This window comes from Shewanella sp. 38A_GOM-205m, assembly GCF_000518445.1.
Classification (GTDB): domain Bacteria; phylum Pseudomonadota; class Gammaproteobacteria; order Enterobacterales; family Shewanellaceae; genus Shewanella; species Shewanella algae.
On the sequence record NZ_JADP01000030.1, the window covers coordinates 1 to 21,456 of the forward strand.

A 21,456-nucleotide genomic window follows, 5' to 3' on the forward strand; every position below is an offset into this window, starting at 1 on the left:
GGTTCTGCTCAATGAATTCTGTTCGTATGAACACTCTTCATCGAGTTAAATCGTTTTGTCGATTTCTCAATGCCTGTGAGTGTCCACACAGATTTGCTTGTTTATCTTGTTAAAGAGCAATCCCTTAGGCGCTGTGGCCATCGGGTCAGGGCTGCGTATTCTACGCTTTCCTGCTGCGGCGTCAAGAGGTATTTACCATCTTTTTTCGCCTGTCGTTGAAAGGACTCAAAAGCCTCTTTTCTTCGACCCTGTCACGTCTTTCGCGTTGCCGCTGTGCCGTGTCAGTGGGAGCGCATTATAGGGAGCCAAATCTTTTGTGCAAGGGCTTTTTATAAGAAAACTGCTGTTTTTGGCTCATTTGCCGAGAATTTGTCCTGACCTGCCACTTTTTAATCTTTATAATGGCGAAAACCATTCATATAAGGACTTTTTATGGCCAATTCTCTCAGATCTTACCAAGGTACCAAGCCAAAGTTGGCCGAAGGCGTCTATGTTGATGAAGCTGCGGTTCTGGTAGGTGACATCTTTTTGGATGAGGACGCCAGCGTTTGGCCTATGGTGGCTGCCCGGGGTGACGTCAATCATATTCACATAGGCAAACGCAGTAGTGTTCAGGATGGCACTGTCCTGCATGTTACCCGTAAGTCGGTGGCCAATCCCGAGGGACACCCGCTGCTCATCGGCGATGATGTCACCATAGGGCACAAAGCTATGCTTCATGGTTGCAAGGTAGGTAATCGTGTATTGGTTGGCATGGGAGCCATTATTTTAGATGGCGTCATCATCGAAGACGATGTGATTTTGGGTGCTGGTTCGTTGGTGCCTCCCGGCAAGGTGCTAAAGAGTGGCTTTCTCTATATAGGCAGCCCGGCCAAGCAGGCTCGCCCCTTGACCGAAGCCGAACGCCAATTTCTGCCACAATCGGCAGACAACTATGTCCGCCTTAAAGATGAGTACCTGGCAGAGAAAAGTAGTACTGACTAAGGTAACTCTATCTCACCGGCCCCATTGAAGCACTCCTGCTCAATCAGCGCCTCGGCTTCATCTTCGAAGTCGAAGCGCCACTGTTCAAACAGGCTCAGGATCTCTTGTTCTTCGAGAAAAACCTTGCCACTTAGTTGCTGCATACGTTGTAAACCAACATAGCAAGGAATACTGACCCCTTGCTGCTGGGCCATAAACATGAGCCTGTTTGATTCGGCTTGCCACTGACACAAGTCGCTGAAGATGATCCCCTGATTCATGAGGCCTCTCCTTTCAATTCTTGCCGCAGACTCTCGAGTACAGGCTCAACTTTGGGCATGACACCTCGCCATAAATAGAAACTTCTAGCCGCCTGCCCCACCAACATTCCTAAGCCATCCAGGGTTTTTGCCGCCCCTTGCTCGGCAGCCCAGCGATTGAACGCGGTTGTATGTGCCGAATACATCATGTCGTAGCAATAGCTATGATTGGCAACCACGGTTACGGGAATATCCGGCAGCTCACCATGCAAACTGGCTGAGGTGGAATTGATAATGAGATCATAACCCTCATAGAGTTCATTTCGCTTCAACGCCTGCAATTGCTGTGGCGCAATAGCCGCCAACACTTCGGCCTTACTGTATGTTCTGTTGTAGATATCAATATGGCCGACACCGGCCGCCAGCAGAGAAAGCAGACAACCTCTGGCAGCCCCACCAGCGCCGAGCAGCAAGACCTTTTTATCTTGCAGCGTCAGGTAACGACTGAGATCGGCCACCAAGCCGTAGCCATCGGTATTGTCGCCCCGAATTCTGCCATCATCCAGTTTAATCAGGGTATTCACTGCGGCGGCGGTTTCGGCTTCCTGGCTCAACTCATCACAGAGTTGAAAGGCTTGTTCCTTGAAAGGCACAGTGACATTGGCGCCCATCCCCCCTGCAGCAAAAAAAGCCGTGACACTGCCGCTGAAGTCATCAATTGGTGCCAAAATCGCTTGATAGCTTAGGGGTTGCCCGGTCTGAGCGGCAAAAGCTGCATGGATAGCCGGTGATTTACTGTGATGAATGGGATTGCCAAAGACGGCATAGCTGTCGGTCATCTGTGCTCCAGAGCAATGGAAGATATATCAGTCTACTCAGCGGCCCAAGGCCAGGCAAGACTCCCGACCTATGGGGCTTTCAGTGTATACTGACGCCAAAATCGACAACAAGATTCAACACGAAAATGAACTGGCTAAAGAAAATTATCAATCGCAAACCCGAGGCCGAGCGGGACCCCACCCAGTCCAACGCCTATGATCTGATTGGTGGCGATGAGACGATACGCGCCATAGCCAAGAGCTTTTATCAGCAAATGCAAACGCGGCCGGATACTCAGGAACTCCTGTCCATACATCAGGCTCCGCTGGCACAATCGGAACAGAAACTATATGAATTTCTCAGCGGTTGGTTGGGAGGGCCTCAGCTGTATCAAGCCAAATATGGCCACCCGGCGCTGAGAGCCAGACACATGCCGTTTGCCGTTGATGAAAGAATGCGCGATCAGTGGCTGTTATGCATGAGGGCCTCGCTGGAGGCCAATCTGAAGGATCCTGAACACAGGAAGGTGATTTTCAATGCTATCGCTCAGTTAGCTGACCATATGCGTAACCAATAAGCCAAAGAAAGGCTTATTGGTTACGCTCACTAACTATTCGGTGAGCCAATCCCTGGGGTGCAAAAAGTCACTGTATAGCTTGGCTTCGGCAGAGCGGGCTTCAGGTTCATAGGCGTATTGCCAGCGAACCAAGGGCGGCATCGACATGAGTATTGACTCGGTTCGGCCGCCGGTTTGCAGCCCAAACAGCGTTCCTCTGTCATAGACCAGGTTGAACTCTACATAGCGACCTCGGCGATACAGTTGGAACTCGCGCTCACGCTCGCCATATTCGGTATCCTTACGCCGCTCAACAATGGGGGCATAGGCGGGTAAGAAGCCTTTCCCGACAGCTTGCATGAAAGCAAAGCAGTGCTCAAAGCCACCTTCATTGAGGTCATCGAAGAAAAGGCCGCCGACACCGCGGGTTTCGTTTCTGTGTGGCAGGAAGAAATACTCATCGCACCATTTTTTGTACTCGGGATAAACCGCTTCGCCGAAGGGCTCACAAATCGCTTTGGCTTGCTGATGCCATTCGCGCACATCCTCGAGGAAAGGGTAATAGGGGGTCAGGTCGAAGCCACCACCAAACCACCAGACGGGATCGGCACCTTCTTTACGGGCGATAAAGAAGCGCACATTGGCATGGGTGGTTGGGATATAGGGATTAAGCGGGTGGATAACCAGTGAAACCCCCATAGCTTCAAAGCTTCGTCCGGCCAGCTCAGGCCTGTGTGCCGTAGCCGAGGCCGGCATGGCTGCGCCTTCTACATGGGAGAAGTTCACCCCGGCCTGTTCAAACACACCTCCGCCGTTAAGTACCTTACTGATCCCGCCACCGCCCTCGGCCCGTTTCCAGGAATCGGTAGCAAACTCAGCTTTGCCGTCCAGTCGTTCCAGTCTTTCACAAATCTGTTGTTGCAGTTGCATCAAGAATGCTTTTACCTGGTGGGAATCAGGTGCCGTCATGCTCGCTCCTTCTTGCTTGGAATTATTAGCCATTACGCAGGATCTGGCCGCTGCGAATATCTATGATGGTGGAAGGCTGGCGCTGCTGCCCCAACTCCCCTTCGATAAGGGCATCTATCTGCCCGGCAAAAGTTGTTTCAATATCATTCACAGTCAGTGCCGGCGGCTCACCCGCCAAATTGGCACTGGTGGATACCAGCGGCTTACCCAAGGTATCACACAACTCCCTGACAACCGGATGGGCCGACACCCTGACAGCTATAGAGTCAAAATGGCCACAAAGCAGTTGGCTCATTCCCTGACGCACCGGCATGACAAAGGTAAAAGGTCCGGGCCATTTGGCAAAAGCCTGCTGCAGTTGCTCATCACTCAGTTGAGACTCGTCCAGATAGGGTTGCAACTGCCGATAGTCACTGGCGACCATGATAAGCCCCTTGTGCCAGGGGCGCAGTTTGATGTCGAGAATTCGGGAAACGGCGGCTTCATTATCGGGATCGCATCCCAAACCATAAACAGCTTCGGTGGGATACGCTATGACCCCTCCATCCAGAAGCAGTTGCTTACTCCTGGCGGCGAGCAAGTGCAGCATTGAGAGTACCTTTTATAGAGACAAAGACGGCTGAGCGCCCTCGGCGACAGCGGAGGTGATTATAGTCACATATTGAGCCGGATCACAGAGTTCGCTTGTACTTACATTCCTTACGGGGACATTCCAGTCTGTCGCCTGCAGCGCCCTTACGTTCTACCAGAATACCGAAACCGCATTCAGGACAAGCCTCTGCCCGAGGAGGAAAATTCACCAGAAACTTGCACTTGGGGTAGTTGCTGCAAGCATAGAAGCTCTTGCCGAACTTGCTGGTCCTATGCTCAAGCACTCCGCTATTACACTGAGGACAAGGCACTTTTTCAGCCTCTTCCTGTTGATCGTGTCGCTCGATATGAGTGCATTGTGGATACTGGGTACAACCAATAAAAATACCAAAGCGCCCCGACTTGACCGCTAACTCGTGGCCACACTGGGGACACTCGGAGCCTGGAATAGGCTGAGAGTCGATGGATTCGTGCTGCACCAAAGGCCGGGTGTAATCGCACGCTGGATAATTATTACAGCCAATGAAGCCACCATGCTTACTGTGGCGCACGGAGAGCTCACTGCCGCACTTGGGACAAAGTTCATATTCTTTTTCGAGCGCGTGCGCCCGAGCATTGAACAACTGCTGGTCTATCTTGGCCACGACACATCTCGCTGTTAAAAGAGTTAGGCGAACATTTTACCAGCGCCACACGGATAAAGGGAGCCTGCAACTGGAGTCATCAAACAGCAAAGACAAATGGGGCTGGGATCTCAGCGCGGATAAAGATATATTGTATCCAAAATAACAAAAAGGACGTTCTCTATGCCTCTGCTCACAACTCCAGGAAAATCTCTCGCTTCCATACTGATGACGCTAATGATCAGCGCCTGCGCCGGCCACACACAGACCACAAATCTGTCCCCCGCCATAGCGACAGCTTCCCATGAACAATTACTGCAACACTCGGATGCCCTCTATAACCCAGTGCAATTGCAGCATGTGCTCGCGTCACTACAAAACACAACTGATATGACGCAGTGGCAGCAAGGGCTGTTCTATTTGAGGGGATACAGTTATTTCGGTCCCTTCGATAAATTGACCGACACAGATTTTCAGGCCATAGCCGACGCGTTGGCAAGGTTGCCGCAACAGGCAAACTTTTCTATGGATGAGCAGTTTGCCGTAACCCTCTATCTCTATTTCACCAGCGACGAGCAAGCCGGAAAACTTGCACCACTACTGCCGAGGCTCGCCCGCCAGCTGTCTCGATTGGGTAAACAAACTGCCAGTGAAGCCAGAGACTATGCATTATGGGAGACAATTCGAGCCTATGGATTTCTACTTAATCAGAGCCGACAGCGGCTAAATGGCCAGTTGAATAAGCTGCTGTTGCAACAGCGCCTCGACGCAGATCTTTTGGGTTTTGTAGCTGGCGACAGATCACCATGGGAGCGGGAAAACGCATATTGGGCCCTGGCCATGTATCGCCTGGCACTGACCCCCAGCAAAGGCAAACAAGCTGACGATGCCCCGACTCCAGAACAACTGGCTCTGGATACACAGCTCGAAGTCCTGGCACTCAAAGATATTGCCATCAGAGGTGATGCGGGTAAAGACAGCTACACCTTGGGATACCATGTAAACCACTTTGGTGGTCAACTGAGTTGCCAAGAGAAGACTCAGCTTTGCCGCATACCGGACTTACTCTCTGTACTACCGCAAAGACATGAATGTTCAGAGTCTCTATTTATCGTCGCCCAGGATCTCAGCACCGCTGAATTTACCGAGAGCTGCCAGCGACTAACGTCCCAGGAAAGCCATTTCCACTCTTTGCTCAAAACAGAGCAACAACCTACAACCAACGATCACAACCAGGCGCTGCAAGTTGTAGCTTTCAAAAACTGGAGCCAGTACAACGCCTATGGGCAGTTGCTGTTTGATATAGGTACAGACAACGGCGGCATGTATATAGAAGGTACACCACAGCAACCTGGCAACCAAGCCAGCTTCTTTGCCTTTCGCCAATTCTGGATCGCTCCCGAGTTCGCCATTTGGAACCTGAACCATGAGTACGTCCACTATCTGGACGGACGTTTCGTCAAATATGGTGGCTTTGGCCATTTTCCAGGCAAAATGGTGTGGTGGGCCGAAGGCTTGGCGGAATATATCTCCAAGGGAGAAACTAATCCTAAGGCTATTGATTTGGCCACTGAAACCCTGGAACAGAAAAAGGCTTTGGACTTGGCGAGTATTTTTGCCACCGAGTACCAGGACGGCCAAGATCGTACTTACCGCTGGAGCTACTTGGCTATCCGCTTCCTGGCAGAGCAAGAACCTCAGGCGCTCGTTCGCCTGAGCCAAGCCCTGAAAATGGATTATTTTGCCGGTTATGAGCAGGAATTGACGGCCTTAACATCAAAGGAGCCAGCTTTCCAGCAATGGCTGCAACAACTGGCCCAAACAGCCAAAAACAATGACGCGGATACTGCCCCATCAATACGCAAGCTCAATAGGTACAGCTATCGTGACTACCTGCAGCCGGCACACTTGAGCAGCAGCGGCCGTCATCAACACTACTGACAATGTCGTAATCGGATGCTTGATTCAGATAAGAAAGAGTTTGGGAAGGTGCCGGCAAGTCTGGCGCCTGTATTGCCAAAACATAAGAATATGAACAAAAACCGGCTTAGTTGCGGAATGGTAGAAATAAAAAGGGTCGCTTAATGAAAGCCAAACCGGGCAGCTAAATCCGGAAATTAAGCTGCTGCGGCATAGCTAAAACAGATCAGGAGTGTAATCGACCTTCTTCGGGTTGCTCGAAGATAAGATCTTCCATCTGCTCATAGGCAGACTCATTACCGGGAGCATTGAACAATACCATCAGAATCACCCACTTGAGGTCTTCCAACACCATGGCTGGCTCGTCCAATTCCATCACCCTATCGATAACCATCTCCCGGGTTTGCACATTCAGCACCCGAATCTGCTCCAGGAACAACAGGAAACCACGGCACTCGACGTCCAGTTTCTCCATTTCATCTTTGGTGTAGATGCGGAAGGAATGTTGAGTATGCCCTCTAAGGTAGGGAGTATCACTCTCCTGCAGTTCGGCCAACCGCTCAAGCCAGGAAAGCGCCTTGATGATTTCGGACTGATGGAAACCGGCACGGGTGAGTTCTTTGGTCAACTCATCTTCGTCGACCAACATTTCAACTTCACTATGAACATAGTTTTCAAACAGATACATGAGGATATCAAACATGGCTATTTCCTCTTAAGTCTAACGTAACCACCGGGTACTGCGGCAACCCAACCTTGCAACTCAAGTTCAAGCAATTGTTCCAACACCAGATCCAACGTTATTCCACTATGCTCAACCACAACATCCAAAGGTGTGGTCTCATAATCTACACTAGCTAACAGCGTTTTAAATGGCAACTCAGAGTTATCACTTGGTTTTATATGGTGACTCTTGTGCAAGTCTTCAAGGTGGCAGCTACATAAAGGCGCCAACTCTTCCACTATATCGGCCACAGACTCCACAAGTTTTGCCCCATTGCGAATTAAATCGTGGCATCCCTGGTGTTCATCGCCCATAACGGAACCCGGAACCGCAAAGACTTCTCTGCCTTGTTCTGCCGCCAAACGAGCGCTGATCAGTGAACCACTGCGCCGACGAGCTTCTACCACCAAGGTTCCCATTGCAAGGCCGCTGATTATACGGTTTCGTTTGGGGAAATTCCCGGAAAATACACCGACAGAAGGCCAAAGTTCACTAATAACAGCGCCATGTACTTGAATATCATCATAAAGGGCTCTATGCCTTCGAGGGTAAATTTCGTCAATTCCGGTTCCCAGTACTGCGATAGTCTTGCCGGTTGACGATAAGGCTCCCCGGTGAGCAGCGCCATCTATGCCGGCAGCCATACCACTGCATACGCTGATGTTCAAGGCATCCAGTTCGGCGCCCCACTGCCAGGCGAGCGACAAACCGGCGCGGCTGGCATCGCGGCTGCCGACCATGGCCAGCGCGGGTTGCAGCAGGGTTTCAACCTGTCCTTTGACGAACAAAATCGGAGGAAAATCTGGGATATGTTTCAACAATGGCGGGTAAAAGGGATCGTCGGGGCAGATTAGATATCTGCCCTCTGCACCCTGCTGCCATTGCAAGGCTTGGTCAACTTTTTCAGGAGCCAACTCCAAGCGTTGGAGCTGTGTCTGGTTTATTGGCAAAGACTGGGGTTCATGTTCCAGCCTCTGTCTCAACTCAGTCACATCCATGTGCAAGAGCAATTGTCTTATCCGGAGGGGTCCCAGTCCAGATACCGCAGCGACAACCAGCCAATCAACCAGACTATTATGCGTCATTCACCTTTCAGTAATATGTCAGGCTTGACCAAAAGGTCATCAACCCTGACAGGGCTCTCGTTCACCATGATGAGCCCGAGAGCTGTCTTGTCGAATACCTTGAACACCATTACCTGACCGCGATAGAGGTCGGGCAGTTTGACGGCATTGTCTGAGCCCATCTTGGCCATCAGGTTGTCGTAAGCAGAGCGTTCGGTCGGCGGCACCGGGATACCATCGCCGTTGATCACCACTTCGGCACCGTCTTTGTAGATAGAGAACACATCGCCGGGCTCTACGCCTTCACGGCTGCCCCGATCCAGATAAAACACATCCAGTTTCCCCATGGCGCGAATTTTACGTTCAGATGCCAACACCTTGGCGCCCTCGGTATCGCTGGCCTTGGGAATAAAGTAGGCAGACAACAAGGAGTCGTCTTCTATCGCCAACACTCTGAAACCGGCTTTGGTTTCGCGGAAATTATTGAGCAGCTTCACCTTGGAAACCTCACCCGACTCCACCACTCGGCCGCTGGCACTGAGGATCACTTCCTGCCCCAGCAACTCACCGGTTTCCTTATTGGTAAATTCGCGCCCGGGCTGATACATCCCGACCTTATCGCCTTGTGGCAGATTGGCCTGGATATAGATGATGTCGTCCATCACATGGTGACGGGAATCTCTTTCTCCCCCCAGCACCATAGGTTGTTCCTTGAACCACTCTGGGTCGACCACCCGGTTCTGCACCAGGTAGGGTTGAATCAAGGCCAAATCGACCGCGGGAATGGCACCGCCTTTGGGTTGAACCCTTCCGGCCGGGCTCTTGCGAACATGAGGTTTATTGACCAGCCTGGGTTCACCGTCGATAAACACCAGTGTTAATCGATCACCGGGATAAATAAGGTGTGGATTGGCTATCTGGGGATTGGCGCCCCAGAGTTTGGGCCAACGCCATGGGTCTTTGAGGAACAATGCCGATATATCCCAAAGGGTATCGCCTTTCTTGACCACATAAGTATCAGGATGACCGGGTTTTAATGTCAGGGTATCAGCTGCAACGAAGGCGCAATTAAATGTCAGTAACGCGAGTAAAATTAACCGTTTCATGGGGGCTTCCATGTTGTCTGGCTCATTAGTGAGAGCTTTTGCTGTTATTGATAGCCGCTAAGGATTAAAATTAACGCAATAGCACAAGTCAGTATAACCAACTGGCACGGATTTGACAGACTTGTTAAGAGTTTATCTATGGCCCTGTTAAAAGTATTACGATTCCCAGACGAGAGATTACGCACGATTGCCCAGCCCGTGACAGAATTTGATTCTGCACTGCAGACGCAAATCGATAATATGTTCGAGACCATGTACGAAGAAAAGGGTATTGGTCTGGCTGCAACTCAAGTCGATTTTCATAAACAATTGATTGTGATGGACTTGCAGGACGATGTCGAACGTCCAAAAGTCTTTATCAACCCCCAAATTATCAGCGCAAGTGGCGACTTCTGTAATGAAGAGGGTTGTCTGTCTGTACCCGGTATTTATGCCAAGGTGGATAGAGCCGAATTTATTACCGTGACGGCGCTCGACCGTGATGGCAATGAATTTACTATTGAAGCAGACGGTTTATTTGCCATCTGTATTCAGCACGAGATGGATCATCTAAAGGGCAAGCTTTTCGTTGATTATCTGTCACCACTGAAACGTCAGCGGATCAGACAAAAGCTGGAAAAAGCGGCACGTCAAGAAGCTAAAGCCTGAATTAATCCCGAATAATTAGGATCTATTTTGAAACCACTGAAGATCATTTTTGCCGGTACTCCGGACTTTGCAGCGCGCCACCTGCAGGCGCTGCTGGACTCAGAGCATCAAGTCATTGCCGTCTATACCCGAGTGGACAAGCCCGCCGGACGAGGCCACAAGCTAACCCCAAGCCCTGTCAAGGCGCTGGCGTTGGAACACGATATTCCCGTCTATCAACCCAAGTCGCTGCGCCACGAAGAAACCCAGCAGGAGCTGGCAGCTCTTGGAGCCGATATCATGGTGGTGGTCGCCTATGGCCTGATCCTGCCATTGGCAGTGTTGCAGGCTCCCCGCCTGGGATGCATCAATGTTCACGGCTCTATTCTGCCGCGCTGGCGCGGTGCGGCGCCTATCCAAAGAGCATTGTGGGCCGGGGACAAAGAAACCGGGGTCACCATAATGCAGATGGATGTCGGTTTGGATACCGGAGACATGCTGCTCAAGACCTCGCTGCCGATAGCCGATGACGACACTTCAGCAACCCTGTATGAAAAACTGGCCCAACAGGGACCTGTGGCACTAATCCAAGCTCTGCAAGGTCTGGCCGAAGGCAAACTCACCGCCGAGCCGCAGGATGAATCACTGGCCAACTACGCCGAAAAGCTCAGTAAAGAGGAAGCCCGTATCGACTGGCATAAGGCTGCCCGTAATCTGTGGCAGGAGATCCGCGCCTTTAACCCATGGCCGGTGAGCCACTTTGAATGCCAGGGACAAAATATCAAGGTCTGGCAGGCCGAAGTGGAAGAGTCAGCCGAGCAGTTTGAGCCGGGCACAGTGGTGCGCGCCGACAAGCGAGGATTAGCCATTGCCACTGCCGATGGCTTACTAGTGTTGAAAAAGGCGCAACTGCCAGGGAAAAAACCGCTGGATATCGCCGATATTCTCAACGCCAGGGGCGAATGGTTCCAGCCCGGTAAGAATTTGGCTCAAGCATCATGAGGCAGAATCTCAGAGCCCTTGCCGCCAAGGCCATCTTTCAGGTACTGGAACGGGGCATGTCCCTCTCGGTTGCCCTGCCCGAACAACAGCAGCAGCTTCACAGCGGCAAAGACAAGGCGCTTTTGGCCGAACTTTGCTACGGCGTAATGCGCACCCTGCCACAACTGGACAAGAGAGTCAGCGACTGCCTCAGTAAACAGTTCAAAGGGAAACAGCGTATCGTCCACCAGCTGCTTCTTGTGGGTTGTTACCAATTGTATTTCACCCGGATACCGGCCCATGCAGCCATTTCGGAAACTGCCGAAGCCTGTCGTCAGCTGAAGTTTGAAAACCTGGTCAAGGTAGTCAACGGCGTTTTACGCAATATCCAGCGAGACAATAGTCCACTGGCCACAGATAACCCTGTGCTGGAACACAATACGCCCAACTGGATCCTCAAGGCGCTCGGTGCTGCCTATCCGGAAAACTGGCAGCAGGTGGTGCAGCAGAGTCACCAGCGACCGCCCCTGTGGCTGCGCAACAACCGTTTATCCCAAAGTCGTGAGCAATATCTGCAACTCTTGACTGACGCCGAAATTGTCGCCACTCCAGGTCAGGGGGAAGACAGTATATTGCTCGAGCAAGCCTGCGATGTCACCACTCTGCCCGGCTTTAGCGAAGGCTCAGTGTCTGTGCAGGATGGTGCTGCTCAATGGGCCGCCGCCCTGCTGGCACCTCAAGCGGGCGAAACCATTCTCGATGCCTGCGCCGCTCCGGGAGGCAAGAGTTGCCATCTGCTGGAGCTGTGTCCGGACATAGAACTGGTGGCGGTCGACAACGACAACAAACGGCTGCAGAGAGTTGCCGAGAACCTGCAAAGGTTGCAACTGAATGCCAAGTTGGTGCACGGCGATGCCGCAAATATTGCTTCGTGGTGGCAGGGTGGCAAGTTTGATCGCATATTACTGGATGCCCCCTGCTCGGCTACCGGCGTTATTCGGCGCCATCCGGATATCATGTGGCTGCGTAAGCCACAGGATATTGAGGAGTTGGCCAAGGTGCAGCAACAGATATTGGATCACTGCTGGCAGTGGTTGAAGCCAGGCGGTGTACTGTTATACGCCACCTGCTCTATCCTGCCACAGGAAAACCGCGATCAAGTTGTCGCCTTCCTGGAGCGTACGCCGGATGCCCGGCTGGAAGCTATCACTCAGGCAGACCAGCCAGATGCGATAGGCTGGCAAATCTTGCCCGGACAGGACAATATGGACGGGTTTTATTACGCGCGAATCGTTAAGTCGAAACTTCAGGGATAAGACGAGGCCATGAAAATAATCATCTTGGGCGCAGGTCAGGTCGGTGGCACCCTTGCAGAAAACCTGGTGGGTGAAAACAACGATATCACCATAGTCGACAGTGACAGAAATCGCCTTAGGGCACTGCAAGACAAATATGACTTGCGGGTGGTTGTCGGTCACGGAGCCCACCCCGGCGTCTTGAAAGAAGCCGGCGCCGAAGATGCCGATATGCTGATCGCTGTAACCAACAGCGACGAATGCAACATGGCCGCCTGTCAAATTGCCTATACCCTGTTTGGCACACCAACCAAGATAGCCCGTATTCGCTCAGAGCAGTACTTGGGGATGCAGGATAAGCTGTTTATCGACAGTGAAACCAAGAGTAATGAGCCTCGAACACGGGGTGGTTTCATCATAGATGAGCTGATTGCCCCCGAGCAGTTAGTAACCGCTTACATACAACGCCTGGTAGATTATCCAGGGGCTTTACAGGTTCTGGAGTTCGCTGAAGGAAAGCTGAGCCTGGTGGCTGTTCGCGCCTATTATGGCGGCCCATTGGTGGGCAACGCGCTGGCTGCGTTGCGCGAACACATGCCGAATATTGATACCCGGGTAGCGGCAATTTTCCGTCAGGGACGGCCGATTATGCCCAGGGGAACCACTATCATAGAAGCCGATGATGAAGTGTTCTTTGTCGCCGACAGTCGCCATGTGCGGGCAGTAATGAGTGAGATGCAGAAGCTGGATAACAGTTACCGCAATATCATGATCGCCGGTGGCGGTAACATAGGTTTGGGACTGGCCAAGAAGCTACAGCGTAATCACTCGGTCAAGTTGATAGAACATCGTCAGGACAGAGCCGAGGCGCTGTCGGAAAAGCTGGAAAATACTACGGTATTCTGCGGTGATGCTTCCGATCAGGAACTCCTGATGGAAGAGCACATAGATCAAACCGATGTGTTTATCGCCGTCACCAACGACGACGAGGCCAATATCATGTCGGCACTGTTGGCCAAACGTATGGGTGCCAAGAAAGTGATGGTGCTTATTCAGCGTGAAGCCTATGTCGATATTGTTCAGGAAGCCAATATAGATATCGCCATTTCGCCGCAGCAAGCCACCATCTCGGCCTTGCTGACCCATATCCGCCAGGGGGATATCTGCAACGTATATTCACTGCGCCGAGGCGCTGCCGAGGCGATTGAAGCCATCGCCCACGGTGATTCCAGTACCAGCAAAGTCGTGGGTAAACAGATAGGCGAGATCAAGCTGCCACCAGGCACCACCATAGGCGCCATAGTCCGCGACGATGAAGTCTTGATGGCCCACGATAAGACAGTTATCGAACAGGGAGACCATGTCATTCTCTTCCTGGTGAACAAGAAGTTTATCGGCGAAGTGGAAAAACTGTTCCAGCCGAGTGCTTTCTTCTTCTAAGGCTCTGGCCATGCTGAATTTTCGCCCGCTACTATTCATCCTAGGCCTGTTTTTGTCCATGCTGACGGCCTTTATGTTTATTCCACTCTTCTTCGCCCTGTTTTACGGCGAAGAAACAGTGGCAGCCTTCATGGCATCGGCGCTGGTCACAGGTACTGTCTCCAGTATCTGTATGCACAGGGGCCAAGGGCAGCAGCTTAATCTGAATATCCGCGACATGTTCCTGCTGACCAGTCTCACCTGGTTTATTGTCAGCTTGTTCGCCGCCATGCCCTTTACCCTGTATCACGGTATTGGCTATACCGATGCCTTCTTTGAAACCATGTCGGGGATCACCACCACAGGCTCCACTGTACTATCCGGGCTGGACAGCATGGATCACAGCATTCTTGTCTGGCGTTCGCTGTTACAGTGGCTCGGTGGCATAGGCTTTATTGTGATGGCAGTGGCCATTCTGCCGTTTCTCAACGTAGGGGGGATGCGGCTGTTCAGAACCGAATCCTCAGATTGGTCCGAAAAGGCCATCCCCCGCACCCAGAGCCTGGCCAAATACCTGTTTCTGGTGTATCTGGGGCTGACAGTATGCTGCGGTTTGGCTTATCACTTGGCGGGGATGAACTGGTTTCAAGCGCTCAACCATGCCATGACCACACTCTCCACTGGGGGCTACTCGACTTCGGACAGTTCTATGGCAGCCTTTCCCAAGGCGGCGCACTGGGTCGGCGTGGTATTTATGGCGGCCGGTGGCCTGCCGCTGCTGATGTTTGTTCAGAGTCTGCAGCAACGTAGTATCAAGGTCTGGAATGATGCACAAGTGAAAGGCTTTATTCTTTTTCTGCTGCTGGTGTCTTTCTCTCTGGCTTATTGGCTCTACAGTTCGCGTGAAATAGCCTTTATTGACGCCCTGCGGCTCTCGAGTTTCAACGTGGTTTCCGTGGTCACTACCACAGGCTATGGCCTGACCGACTATGGCAGTTGGGGGGCGCTGGCAAATATCGCTTTTCTGTTCCTGATGTTTGTCGGCAGCTGTTCAGGTTCAACCTCCGGCGGCATCAAGATATTCCGCTTCCAGATCGCCGGCGCCATCATGCGCGAACAGTTGAAGCAGCAGTTTCATCCCAACGGCATTTTCCGCGAACGCTACAACAACCGACCTATCAATGAAGAGATTGTGCGCTCCTTGGTGACCTTCGCACTGCTGTTTATGTTGGTTATCGTGATGCTGACGCTGGTGTTGGTGCTTTGTGGTCTTGACCCTGTCACCAGCCTGTCCGGCGCAGTCACGGCAGTGACCAACGTCGGCCCAGGGCTTGGCCCTGTTATCGGCCCAGCAGGCAACTTTTCCAGCCTGCCGGACTTGGCCAAATGGGCACTGTCGATAGGCATGTTACTGGGCCGCTTGGAGATCCTGACTGTCGCCGTCTTGTTCCATCCCAGCTTCTGGAAATACTGATATTATCTATGGGTGAATTTTATTCAGCTGTAGATAATCGGCCTGCAGGACATACATGCGTTTGACATCCGAGTATTGGCCGTTGATAAAGATCTCCTGCACCAGATGGCCTTCCTCTTTAAAGCCGCACTTCTGATAGAGTTGTAACGCCTTGTCATTCTCCAAGGCCACATGCAGATAAACCTTGTATAGGTTCAGTATGGTAAAGGCATAGTTTAGCGCCTTGTTAACCATGGCCCTGGCGTAGCCTCGCCCCTGAAACTCAGGCGCTATGATTATCTGAAACTCGGCATTGCGATGAATGTCATTGATCTCCACCAGCTCAACCAGACCTATGGTCTGCTGCTGAGCATTTTCTGCGATAAAGCGCCGCTCTGTCTTATCGTGGATATGCTTGTTGTAGAGCTCTTCAAGCTCATCGAACGATTCATAGGGCTCTTCAAACCAGTAAGCCATAATGATGCGGTTGTTATTCAGCTGATGAATAAACCTCAGGTCTGTTCTTTCCAGCGCCCGTAGGCGAATCTCACCGTCATTCATGACACCTCCTAAAATCGTGCCAATAAAGCCAGCCATATTAAGCGGACAACAGGCACACAGATAGTGAAAGTTAATTTACCTTGCCGCCCTTTTCCACGCACACAAAAAAGCGCAGTACCTGGACTGCGCTTTGAAAACATTGCCTCTATCAGGAAGCCAAGTCACTCAGGTACTCGGCATAGTGCTTTACGTCTTCCCAGTCCGTGTAGTCGATAACCGTCTTGGGATCGGTTGGCCCCCCCGTCATCTTCATGATCAGCCGGATCATAAAGCTGTCCAGCCAGCCCCAAGAGGGGTAATCCACCTTACCGGCGATAATCTTCACATCCTTGGGCTTCCAATCCGACAGGGTTATGAACTTCTGCAGATACTTGTTGTTTTCCGGGATCCGTTTCTCCGGCTTGCGAGCCACCACATTGACGGAAAAGAAACTGAGTCCTTTCGCTGTCAGCACCCGTTGGTGTTTGCTGCAAAAAGCGAACACACTCTTGTCGTAGGTACCATAAAGCACACAAGCACCGAGGACCACGGCATCATATTTTTGCCAGTCGATGTTTTCCGCCTCAGCCGCAGCCAAATCCATGCTGTCACACTCATGGCCCAACTGCTGTAGCCTTTCGGCAATACAGCGACTGATCTTGGCAGTGTGGCCACCACGGGAGAAGTAGAGCACAAGAATGGATTTCATAAGTTCGCCTATTGAGTGTCTGTAACTTAAATTGTGTGGCTTATCGCCCGGATTGAACAAGTTGAAAGATCACATAATCGGCTTCAACCCGTGAGAATATTGCCGCAAATTGCGCTGTATCGGTATTTTTCAGGCTAGAATTGCGATCCAGATAAAAGACTGATGATTGTGCTCATCTCCCCATTCAATTAGAATAACCTAATCAAAAGGCGAAGAGGTTCCAAGCTGATGCAAAAAGATATTGATGTCGCAGCCATGCTTTCCAATGCGGAAAACGCTGCCAAATGGCTCAAGGCCATCGCCAACCCTTACCGCCTGATGATCCTCTGCCTTCTGCTGGATCAAGAGTTGAGCGTCACTCAGCTGAATGAAACCGTGCCCCTGAGCCAGTCCGCTCTGTCACAACATCTGGCGGTACTGCGCGCCGAAGATCTGGTGGCGACCCGCAAGAGTTCGCAGGTTGTTTACTACTCGCTCAAGAACCAGCAGGTCACAGAGGTCATCTCTATCCTGCACCGCAAGTACTGCGCTTAGGGAAGGTGCGAACAAGTCCCATGTGTGCTCTGCGTCGGCTTACGGGCCTGGATGCAAGGCGTGGTTCGCAGCAAATGGCCCTAGTCCTTTGCAAGAAGCACAACACAGCAGGCAGGCCTGTAAGCCACGCCCTTAGGGGCTTTCACAGCAACCGGCTTTCTGCGTTATCCAACCTCGACAGGCCCCGGCATGCCTTCAGTCAGATACCTCGAACGCCAATTGCTGTGCAAGCCACTCTCTACAAAAGAGAAGACCACGAGGACTTATTCGCACCTTCCTTATTAAAGCTCGGCAAACTCGGCAGCAAATGCCTTCACCCGCTGCCAATCGGTGAATTCATAAGTACCGCTGGTATCTGTTGGCCCCTTGGTTATCCACATAATCAGCCGAATCATGCTACGGTCAAATAAACCGTAGTTGGGATAAGCTATCTTGCCGGCAAACACGCCTTGCAACTGCGGCTGCCACAGGGATAACTGCAAGAACTTCTGCATATAAGGGTTGGTTTCCGGCGTATTCTTTTCCGGCTTGCGGGCCACAACATTCACGGTAAAGAAGGCGTTCTTCTTGGCGTTCAGCAGCGCATGATGGTTATTGACGAAACGATACAGCTCAGGCCTATGCTTACCATAACGTATGCTGGCACCCACCAAGATTTTATCGAATGTCGGTAACGTATCAGTTTCCACCTCAGCCAGCGATACCATAGAGACTATCTCACCCGCTTGGCTCAATTCATCGGCCATGGTCTGGCATATTGCCTTGGTCTGGCCATCAACGGTCGAGTAAATAATCAGAGTCTTGCTCATCAGTTCTTCCAGAAAGTCGGGGTAAACAATACCAATAAGGTAAAGATTTCCAAGCGCCCAAACAACATGGCAACCACAAGCACGTATTTGGCACCGTCACCTATGCTGGCGTAGTTGCTGGCAACTTCGCCAAGGCCTGGCCCCAGGTTGTTGAGGCAAGCTGCGGTGGCGCTGAAGGCCGTAATCGCATCCATCCCCATGGCCATCAGAACCAGCATACAGATGACAAACACCAGAGCATAGGCGGAGAAGAAGCCCCAAACAGCGTCTATCACCCTATCCGGCAACGCCTTGGAACCGATACGAATGGAGAACATGGCCCTGGGATGAATTAGACGCTTAAGCTCGCGCGAGCCCTGCAGTAACAGTAGCACCACGCGGATAACCTTGATCCCGCCGGCAGTAGAACCACCGCTGCCGCCGATAAAGCTGGAAAACATCAACAAAATAGGCAGAAACAGCGGCCAAACATGGAAGCTCTCGGTACCAAAACCGGCAGTGGTGGAAATGGATACCGCCTGAAACAGCGCATGATCCAGAGTTTGTTCCGGTGAGTCGTAGATACCCGAATGATACAAGGTGGCGAAACAGATAGCGGTCAGCAGTAACTGAATACCGATAAGCGCCTTGAATTCGGCATCACGAAAGTAAACCTTGAAGTTGATCCCCCGGCGGGAAAACGCCGCAAAGTGCAGGCTGAAGTTCACGGCCGCAATCAGTAGAAATACCACACAAATTAAATTGATGGTCGGGCTTTGAAAGTAGCCCATGCTGGCATCATGGGTGGAGAAGCCGCCGATGGCGATAGTAGAAAATGAATGGCTGATGGCATCGAAGGCACTCATACCGGCGAGCCAGTAAGCGCCGGCACAGGCCAGGGTCAACATCAGATAGATATACCAGAGCGTCTTGGCCGTTTCGGCAATCCTGGGGGTCATCTTGGAATCTTTTACGGGCCCGGGGATCTCGGCCCGGTAAAGCTGCATCCCCCCAATCCCCAACACAGGCAGAATAGCTACCGCCAACACAATGATCCCCATGCCACCAAGCCATTGCAGCAAGTGACGATAAAAGAGTATCGCCTTTGGCAGGTTATCCAGGCCGACAATCACAGTGGCCCCTGTGGTTGTCAGTGCCGAAAAAGATTCAAAAATACTGTCGGCCAGCGACAAGTCCGGCTGTTTCGATAGCAAAAAGGGCAAGGTACCTATGGCACCAAGTACGGTCCAGAACAGCACAACAATCAAAAAACCCTCTCGGGTCTTGAGTTCTGCCTTATGGTGGCGATTGGGATACCAGAGCCAGAAACCGATAAATAGACTGATAAAGAAGGCCTTGATAAAGGCTGTACCACCGCCGTCTTCATAGATAAGGGCCACCAATGCCGGAGGCAGCATAGTGATGGAGAAGAGCCCTATCAGTAACCCGGTAATACGGGTAATTGTTCGGTAATGCATGCCGTTTTTCAATCAGTCCATTGGCCAATAAAACCCAGCATTGTCGCACAAGTTATCAGAGTGTTCACTGTGAAAAATCTATCTTTAACTGGCCTTGGCTCATGGGAGCCAGCTCCTTATTGATGCTTCCGGTAACAGATAAGGGCACGGCCAGTGTCAGCCGAATCTGCTCTGAAAACTCCCGCCCCTCTATCAACACATCGAGCCTTTGCAACAGATGTTCGACATCGGCCAATTGGTCGTAACGGCAAACCAGACTGCCTTTTTCCCTGAGCATTTTGGTCTTGGTCGCCAGCCTGGGCAACATCTGCTTGAGCCCACTACTGTAGGCACGAACCAGCCCACCCACACCCAACTTGGTACCGCCATAGTAACGCACGACAACCGCGCCAATCTCGCCTATGCCAGCCCCCTGCAATACCGCCAACATGGGGCGACCGGCACTACCGCCTGGCTCGCCATCATCACTCGAACCCATGGCCGACTGCCCCATGGGTGCACCACAAATAAATGCCTGGCAATAATGACTGGCACCAGGATAACGCTGCTTTATCTGTTGTAGTTGCTGTTTAAACTCTTCCGGCGAATGACAGGGAAATACCAGAGAGATAAAGCGGCTGTGCTTTATCTCCTCTTCATATTCCTGTTCTTCGGCCGCAATGGGATAACTTTCAATCAATGAGACCAGACTCTCGAGTCATGTTTTCGTTGCCATGGGCGTGGATTATGACATTGTCTTCGATACGGATCCCACCAAACGGGCGCAAACTGGCGACCAGGTCCCAATCCACCAACGCCTTGCGGCCATCTTGTTTGAGTGGCGCCAACAGGCTGTCGATGAAGTAGAGCCCGGGTTCTATGGTTACTACATGCCCGGGCGCCATAGTCCTGGTGCAGCGCAGAAACGGGTGCTCTTCAGGAGGGGCCACATGTGTGCCGCGTTCGTCATTGAAGAAACCACCTACATCATGCACCTGCAATCCCAACATATGCCCCAGCCCATGAGGGAAGAACGCCCGGGTAATGCCCTGCTCCAGCAGCGTCTCTTGTGAGCCTTTGGCCAGACCGACTTCAAGTAACAGAGTCGCCAGCTGTTGATGAGCCAGCAGATGCAGCTCGGTATAACGTTTGCCGGGTCGCAAGTGCTCAATCAGTTGAAGCTGCAGTAGATTCATCGCCTGGATAAGCTCATGGAACCTATTTTTTTCAAAAGCATAGGTACGGCTGATATCGGCGGCATAGCCGTGGAAAGAAGCACCTGCATCGATCAGAAAAGACAACCTCTGCTGTGGGCTTTCATGCTCCAACGCAGTGTAATGCAAAATAGCCGCATTTTGGTTGAGGGCTATGATGTTGCCATAAGGAACCTGATTCTCCCCTTGTGCTATGGCACTTAGATATTGCTGCTGGATTTCAAACTCACTGGCACCACTGTAGAAGGCGTTCTTGGCCGCGCGATGGCCCTTGACCGCAATGCGGTTAGCCTGACGCATACATTCCAACTCGTAATCTGTCTTACAGGCACGATAAAAGTGCATGTAACTCATTACGGCTTCGGGATTACAGTTGTTAAACCCGAGCACAGAAGCCACTTCCAAGTGTTCACCTATATAGGCCCAGCGACCTTCGGCCACAGGCAGAAGGTCCGCCACCTTATCGGCCTTGGTCAAAATACGGATATCGAAGCTGTCACACCAGAAGCTTTGCGGCAGATCTGTCACCTTATGCCAGAAGTCTTCGGGACGGTAGAAGATCAGTACAGGCTTGTCACGACCATTGACCAGCAGCCAACAGTGAGGTGTTTCCAGTAAAGGCACCCAGGCCTTGAAATGGGGATTCACCTTGAAGGGGTAATCGATATCGTCCAGAAACTGCCTGTGGGGTTGACCCGAATGAATTGCCAATCCAGACAGTCCCTCACGGGCACAAATCTCGGCAACCCTTTGATTAAGAGTGTTTATATGTGATTGATAATGCTGAGCCAGTTGCATAATAAGCCGTTCCTGTTATCTGAAATCAAGGTTCCCCTTGCTATTG

At 51.7% G+C, this 21,456-nt stretch carries 23 protein-coding genes; 9 read left to right on the forward strand and 14 right to left on the reverse strand.

What is annotated here, in order from left to right; translation table 11 throughout:
• Positions 1–432 precede the first annotated feature (432 nt).
• Positions 433–984, forward strand: a complete 552-nt coding sequence (locus N512_RS0115485; RefSeq protein WP_028780915.1) for a gamma carbonic anhydrase family protein — start codon at positions 433–435, stop codon at positions 982–984.
• Here the strand turns inward: N512_RS0115485 and N512_RS0115490 are convergent.
• Both N512_RS0115490 and aroE read right to left on the reverse strand, forming a co-directional pair.
• The gene (locus tag N512_RS0115490) at positions 981–1,244 is read right to left on the reverse strand and encodes a DUF1488 domain-containing protein (RefSeq protein ID WP_028780916.1); all 264 of its coding nucleotides are present in this window, start codon (positions 1,242–1,244) and stop codon (positions 981–983) included. The genes N512_RS0115485 and N512_RS0115490 overlap by 4 nt on opposite strands.
• Positions 1,241–2,062 (reverse strand): shikimate dehydrogenase, encoded by an 822-nt coding sequence (aroE, locus tag N512_RS0115495; RefSeq protein WP_028780917.1) that lies wholly within the window; start codon positions 2,060–2,062, stop codon positions 1,241–1,243. The genes N512_RS0115490 and aroE overlap by 4 nt, the downstream gene beginning before the upstream one ends.
• Positions 2,063–2,187: 125 nt before the next feature.
• On the opposite strand from aroE, the gene N512_RS0115500 reads away from it, so the two are divergent.
• A complete protein-coding gene (locus tag N512_RS0115500) occupies positions 2,188–2,619 on the forward strand; it encodes a group II truncated hemoglobin (RefSeq protein WP_025011814.1) in 432 nt (143 codons plus the stop codon).
• A gap of 33 nt (positions 2,620–2,652) precedes the next feature.
• On the opposite strand, the gene hemF is transcribed toward N512_RS0115500, so the two are convergent.
• From hemF to N512_RS0115515, 3 genes are all read right to left on the reverse strand, one after another.
• Positions 2,653–3,567 carry an oxygen-dependent coproporphyrinogen oxidase gene (gene hemF, locus N512_RS0115505; protein ID WP_028780918.1) on the reverse strand — a complete coding sequence of 305 codons (915 nt, stop codon included), beginning with the start codon at positions 3,565–3,567 and terminating at the stop codon, positions 2,653–2,655.
• 25 nt (positions 3,568–3,592) lie between these two features.
• The gene (locus N512_RS0115510; RefSeq protein WP_028780919.1) at positions 3,593–4,156 is read right to left on the reverse strand and encodes an L-threonylcarbamoyladenylate synthase; all 564 of its coding nucleotides are present in this window, start codon (positions 4,154–4,156) and stop codon (positions 3,593–3,595) included.
• Positions 4,157–4,238: 82 nt separating this feature from the next.
• Positions 4,239–4,802: a DNA topoisomerase family protein gene (locus N512_RS0115515; RefSeq protein WP_025889805.1), complete on the reverse strand. Its 564-nt coding sequence runs from the start codon at positions 4,800–4,802 to the stop codon at positions 4,239–4,241.
• Positions 4,803–4,964: 162 nt separating this feature from the next.
• Here N512_RS0115515 and N512_RS0115520 point away from each other — a divergent pair, with 162 nt between their 5' ends.
• The gene (locus tag N512_RS0115520) at positions 4,965–6,722 is read left to right on the forward strand and encodes a collagenase (RefSeq protein WP_028780920.1); all 1,758 of its coding nucleotides are present in this window, start codon (positions 4,965–4,967) and stop codon (positions 6,720–6,722) included.
• A gap of 205 nt (positions 6,723–6,927) precedes the next feature.
• Here N512_RS0115520 and N512_RS0115525 read toward each other — a convergent pair whose 3' ends face one another.
• The 3 genes from N512_RS0115525 to N512_RS0115535 all read right to left on the reverse strand — a co-directional run bounded on the left by N512_RS0115525 (position 6,928) and on the right by N512_RS0115535 (position 9,607).
• Positions 6,928–7,404 (reverse strand): DUF494 family protein, encoded by a 477-nt coding sequence (locus tag N512_RS0115525; RefSeq protein WP_025889803.1) that lies wholly within the window; start codon positions 7,402–7,404, stop codon positions 6,928–6,930.
• A 2-nt stretch (positions 7,405–7,406) separates the two neighbouring features.
• Positions 7,407–8,423 (reverse strand): DNA-processing protein DprA, encoded by a 1,017-nt coding sequence (dprA, locus tag N512_RS0115530; RefSeq protein WP_028780921.1) that lies wholly within the window; start codon positions 8,421–8,423, stop codon positions 7,407–7,409.
• A gap of 83 nt (positions 8,424–8,506) precedes the next feature.
• A complete protein-coding gene (locus tag N512_RS0115535; RefSeq protein ID WP_025889800.1) occupies positions 8,507–9,607 on the reverse strand; it encodes a LysM peptidoglycan-binding domain-containing protein in 1,101 nt (366 codons plus the stop codon).
• A gap of 126 nt (positions 9,608–9,733) precedes the next feature.
• Here N512_RS0115535 and def point away from each other — a divergent pair, with 126 nt between their 5' ends.
• From def to N512_RS0115560, 5 genes are read left to right on the forward strand one after another with little or no spacing between them, the layout of a single operon-like run.
• On the forward strand, positions 9,734–10,243 hold the full coding sequence (gene def / locus N512_RS0115540) for a peptide deformylase (RefSeq protein WP_025011820.1): 510 nt from the start codon (positions 9,734–9,736) through the stop codon (positions 10,241–10,243).
• A gap of 27 nt (positions 10,244–10,270) precedes the next feature.
• Positions 10,271–11,224 (forward strand): methionyl-tRNA formyltransferase, encoded by a 954-nt coding sequence (gene fmt, locus N512_RS0115545; protein WP_028780922.1) that lies wholly within the window; start codon positions 10,271–10,273, stop codon positions 11,222–11,224.
• On the forward strand, positions 11,221–12,519 hold the full coding sequence (rsmB, locus tag N512_RS0115550; RefSeq protein WP_037475262.1) for a 16S rRNA (cytosine(967)-C(5))-methyltransferase RsmB: 1,299 nt from the start codon (positions 11,221–11,223) through the stop codon (positions 12,517–12,519). Before fmt ends, rsmB begins: the two co-directional genes overlap by 4 nt.
• A 9-nt stretch (positions 12,520–12,528) precedes the next feature.
• Positions 12,529–13,938: a Trk system potassium transporter TrkA gene (gene trkA / locus N512_RS0115555; protein ID WP_025011823.1), complete on the forward strand. Its 1,410-nt coding sequence runs from the start codon at positions 12,529–12,531 to the stop codon at positions 13,936–13,938.
• Positions 13,939–13,948: 10 nt separating this feature from the next.
• Positions 13,949–15,391: a TrkH family potassium uptake protein gene (locus N512_RS0115560; protein ID WP_028780924.1), complete on the forward strand. Its 1,443-nt coding sequence runs from the start codon at positions 13,949–13,951 to the stop codon at positions 15,389–15,391.
• A gap of 6 nt (positions 15,392–15,397) precedes the next feature.
• Here the strand turns inward: N512_RS0115560 and speG are convergent, their stop codons facing one another.
• Positions 15,398–15,931 (reverse strand): spermidine N1-acetyltransferase, encoded by a 534-nt coding sequence (gene speG, locus N512_RS0115565; RefSeq protein ID WP_025889793.1) that lies wholly within the window; start codon positions 15,929–15,931, stop codon positions 15,398–15,400.
• A 148-nt stretch (positions 15,932–16,079) separates the two neighbouring features.
• Positions 16,080–16,619, reverse strand: coding sequence for a menaquinone-dependent protoporphyrinogen IX dehydrogenase (gene hemG / locus N512_RS0115570; protein WP_028780926.1), 540 nt, complete (start codon positions 16,617–16,619; stop codon positions 16,080–16,082).
• 228 nt (positions 16,620–16,847) lie between these two features.
• On the opposite strand from hemG (N512_RS0115570), the gene N512_RS0115575 reads away from it, so the two are divergent.
• Positions 16,848–17,153: an ArsR/SmtB family transcription factor gene (locus N512_RS0115575; RefSeq protein ID WP_025011827.1), complete on the forward strand. Its 306-nt coding sequence runs from the start codon at positions 16,848–16,850 to the stop codon at positions 17,151–17,153.
• 281 nt (positions 17,154–17,434) lie between these two features.
• Here N512_RS0115575 and hemG (N512_RS0115580) read toward each other — a convergent pair whose 3' ends face one another.
• The 4 genes from hemG (N512_RS0115580) to pepQ all read right to left on the reverse strand — a co-directional run bounded on the left by hemG (N512_RS0115580) (position 17,435) and on the right by pepQ (position 21,413).
• Positions 17,435–17,962, reverse strand: a complete 528-nt coding sequence (gene hemG, locus N512_RS0115580; protein WP_028780927.1) for a menaquinone-dependent protoporphyrinogen IX dehydrogenase — start codon at positions 17,960–17,962, stop codon at positions 17,435–17,437.
• Complete coding sequence (locus N512_RS0115585) at positions 17,962–19,419, reverse strand: TrkH family potassium uptake protein (protein WP_025011829.1); 1,458 nt, start codon at positions 19,417–19,419, stop codon at positions 17,962–17,964. Before N512_RS0115585 ends, hemG (N512_RS0115580) begins: the two co-directional genes overlap by 1 nt.
• Before the next feature lie 64 nt (positions 19,420–19,483).
• Complete coding sequence (locus tag N512_RS0115590; RefSeq protein ID WP_028780928.1) at positions 19,484–20,098, reverse strand: YigZ family protein; 615 nt, start codon at positions 20,096–20,098, stop codon at positions 19,484–19,486.
• Positions 20,091–21,413, reverse strand: a complete 1,323-nt coding sequence (gene pepQ, locus N512_RS0115595; RefSeq protein WP_028780929.1) for a Xaa-Pro dipeptidase — start codon at positions 21,411–21,413, stop codon at positions 20,091–20,093. The genes N512_RS0115590 and pepQ overlap by 8 nt, the downstream gene beginning before the upstream one ends.
• Positions 21,414–21,456: the final 43 nt, after the last annotated feature.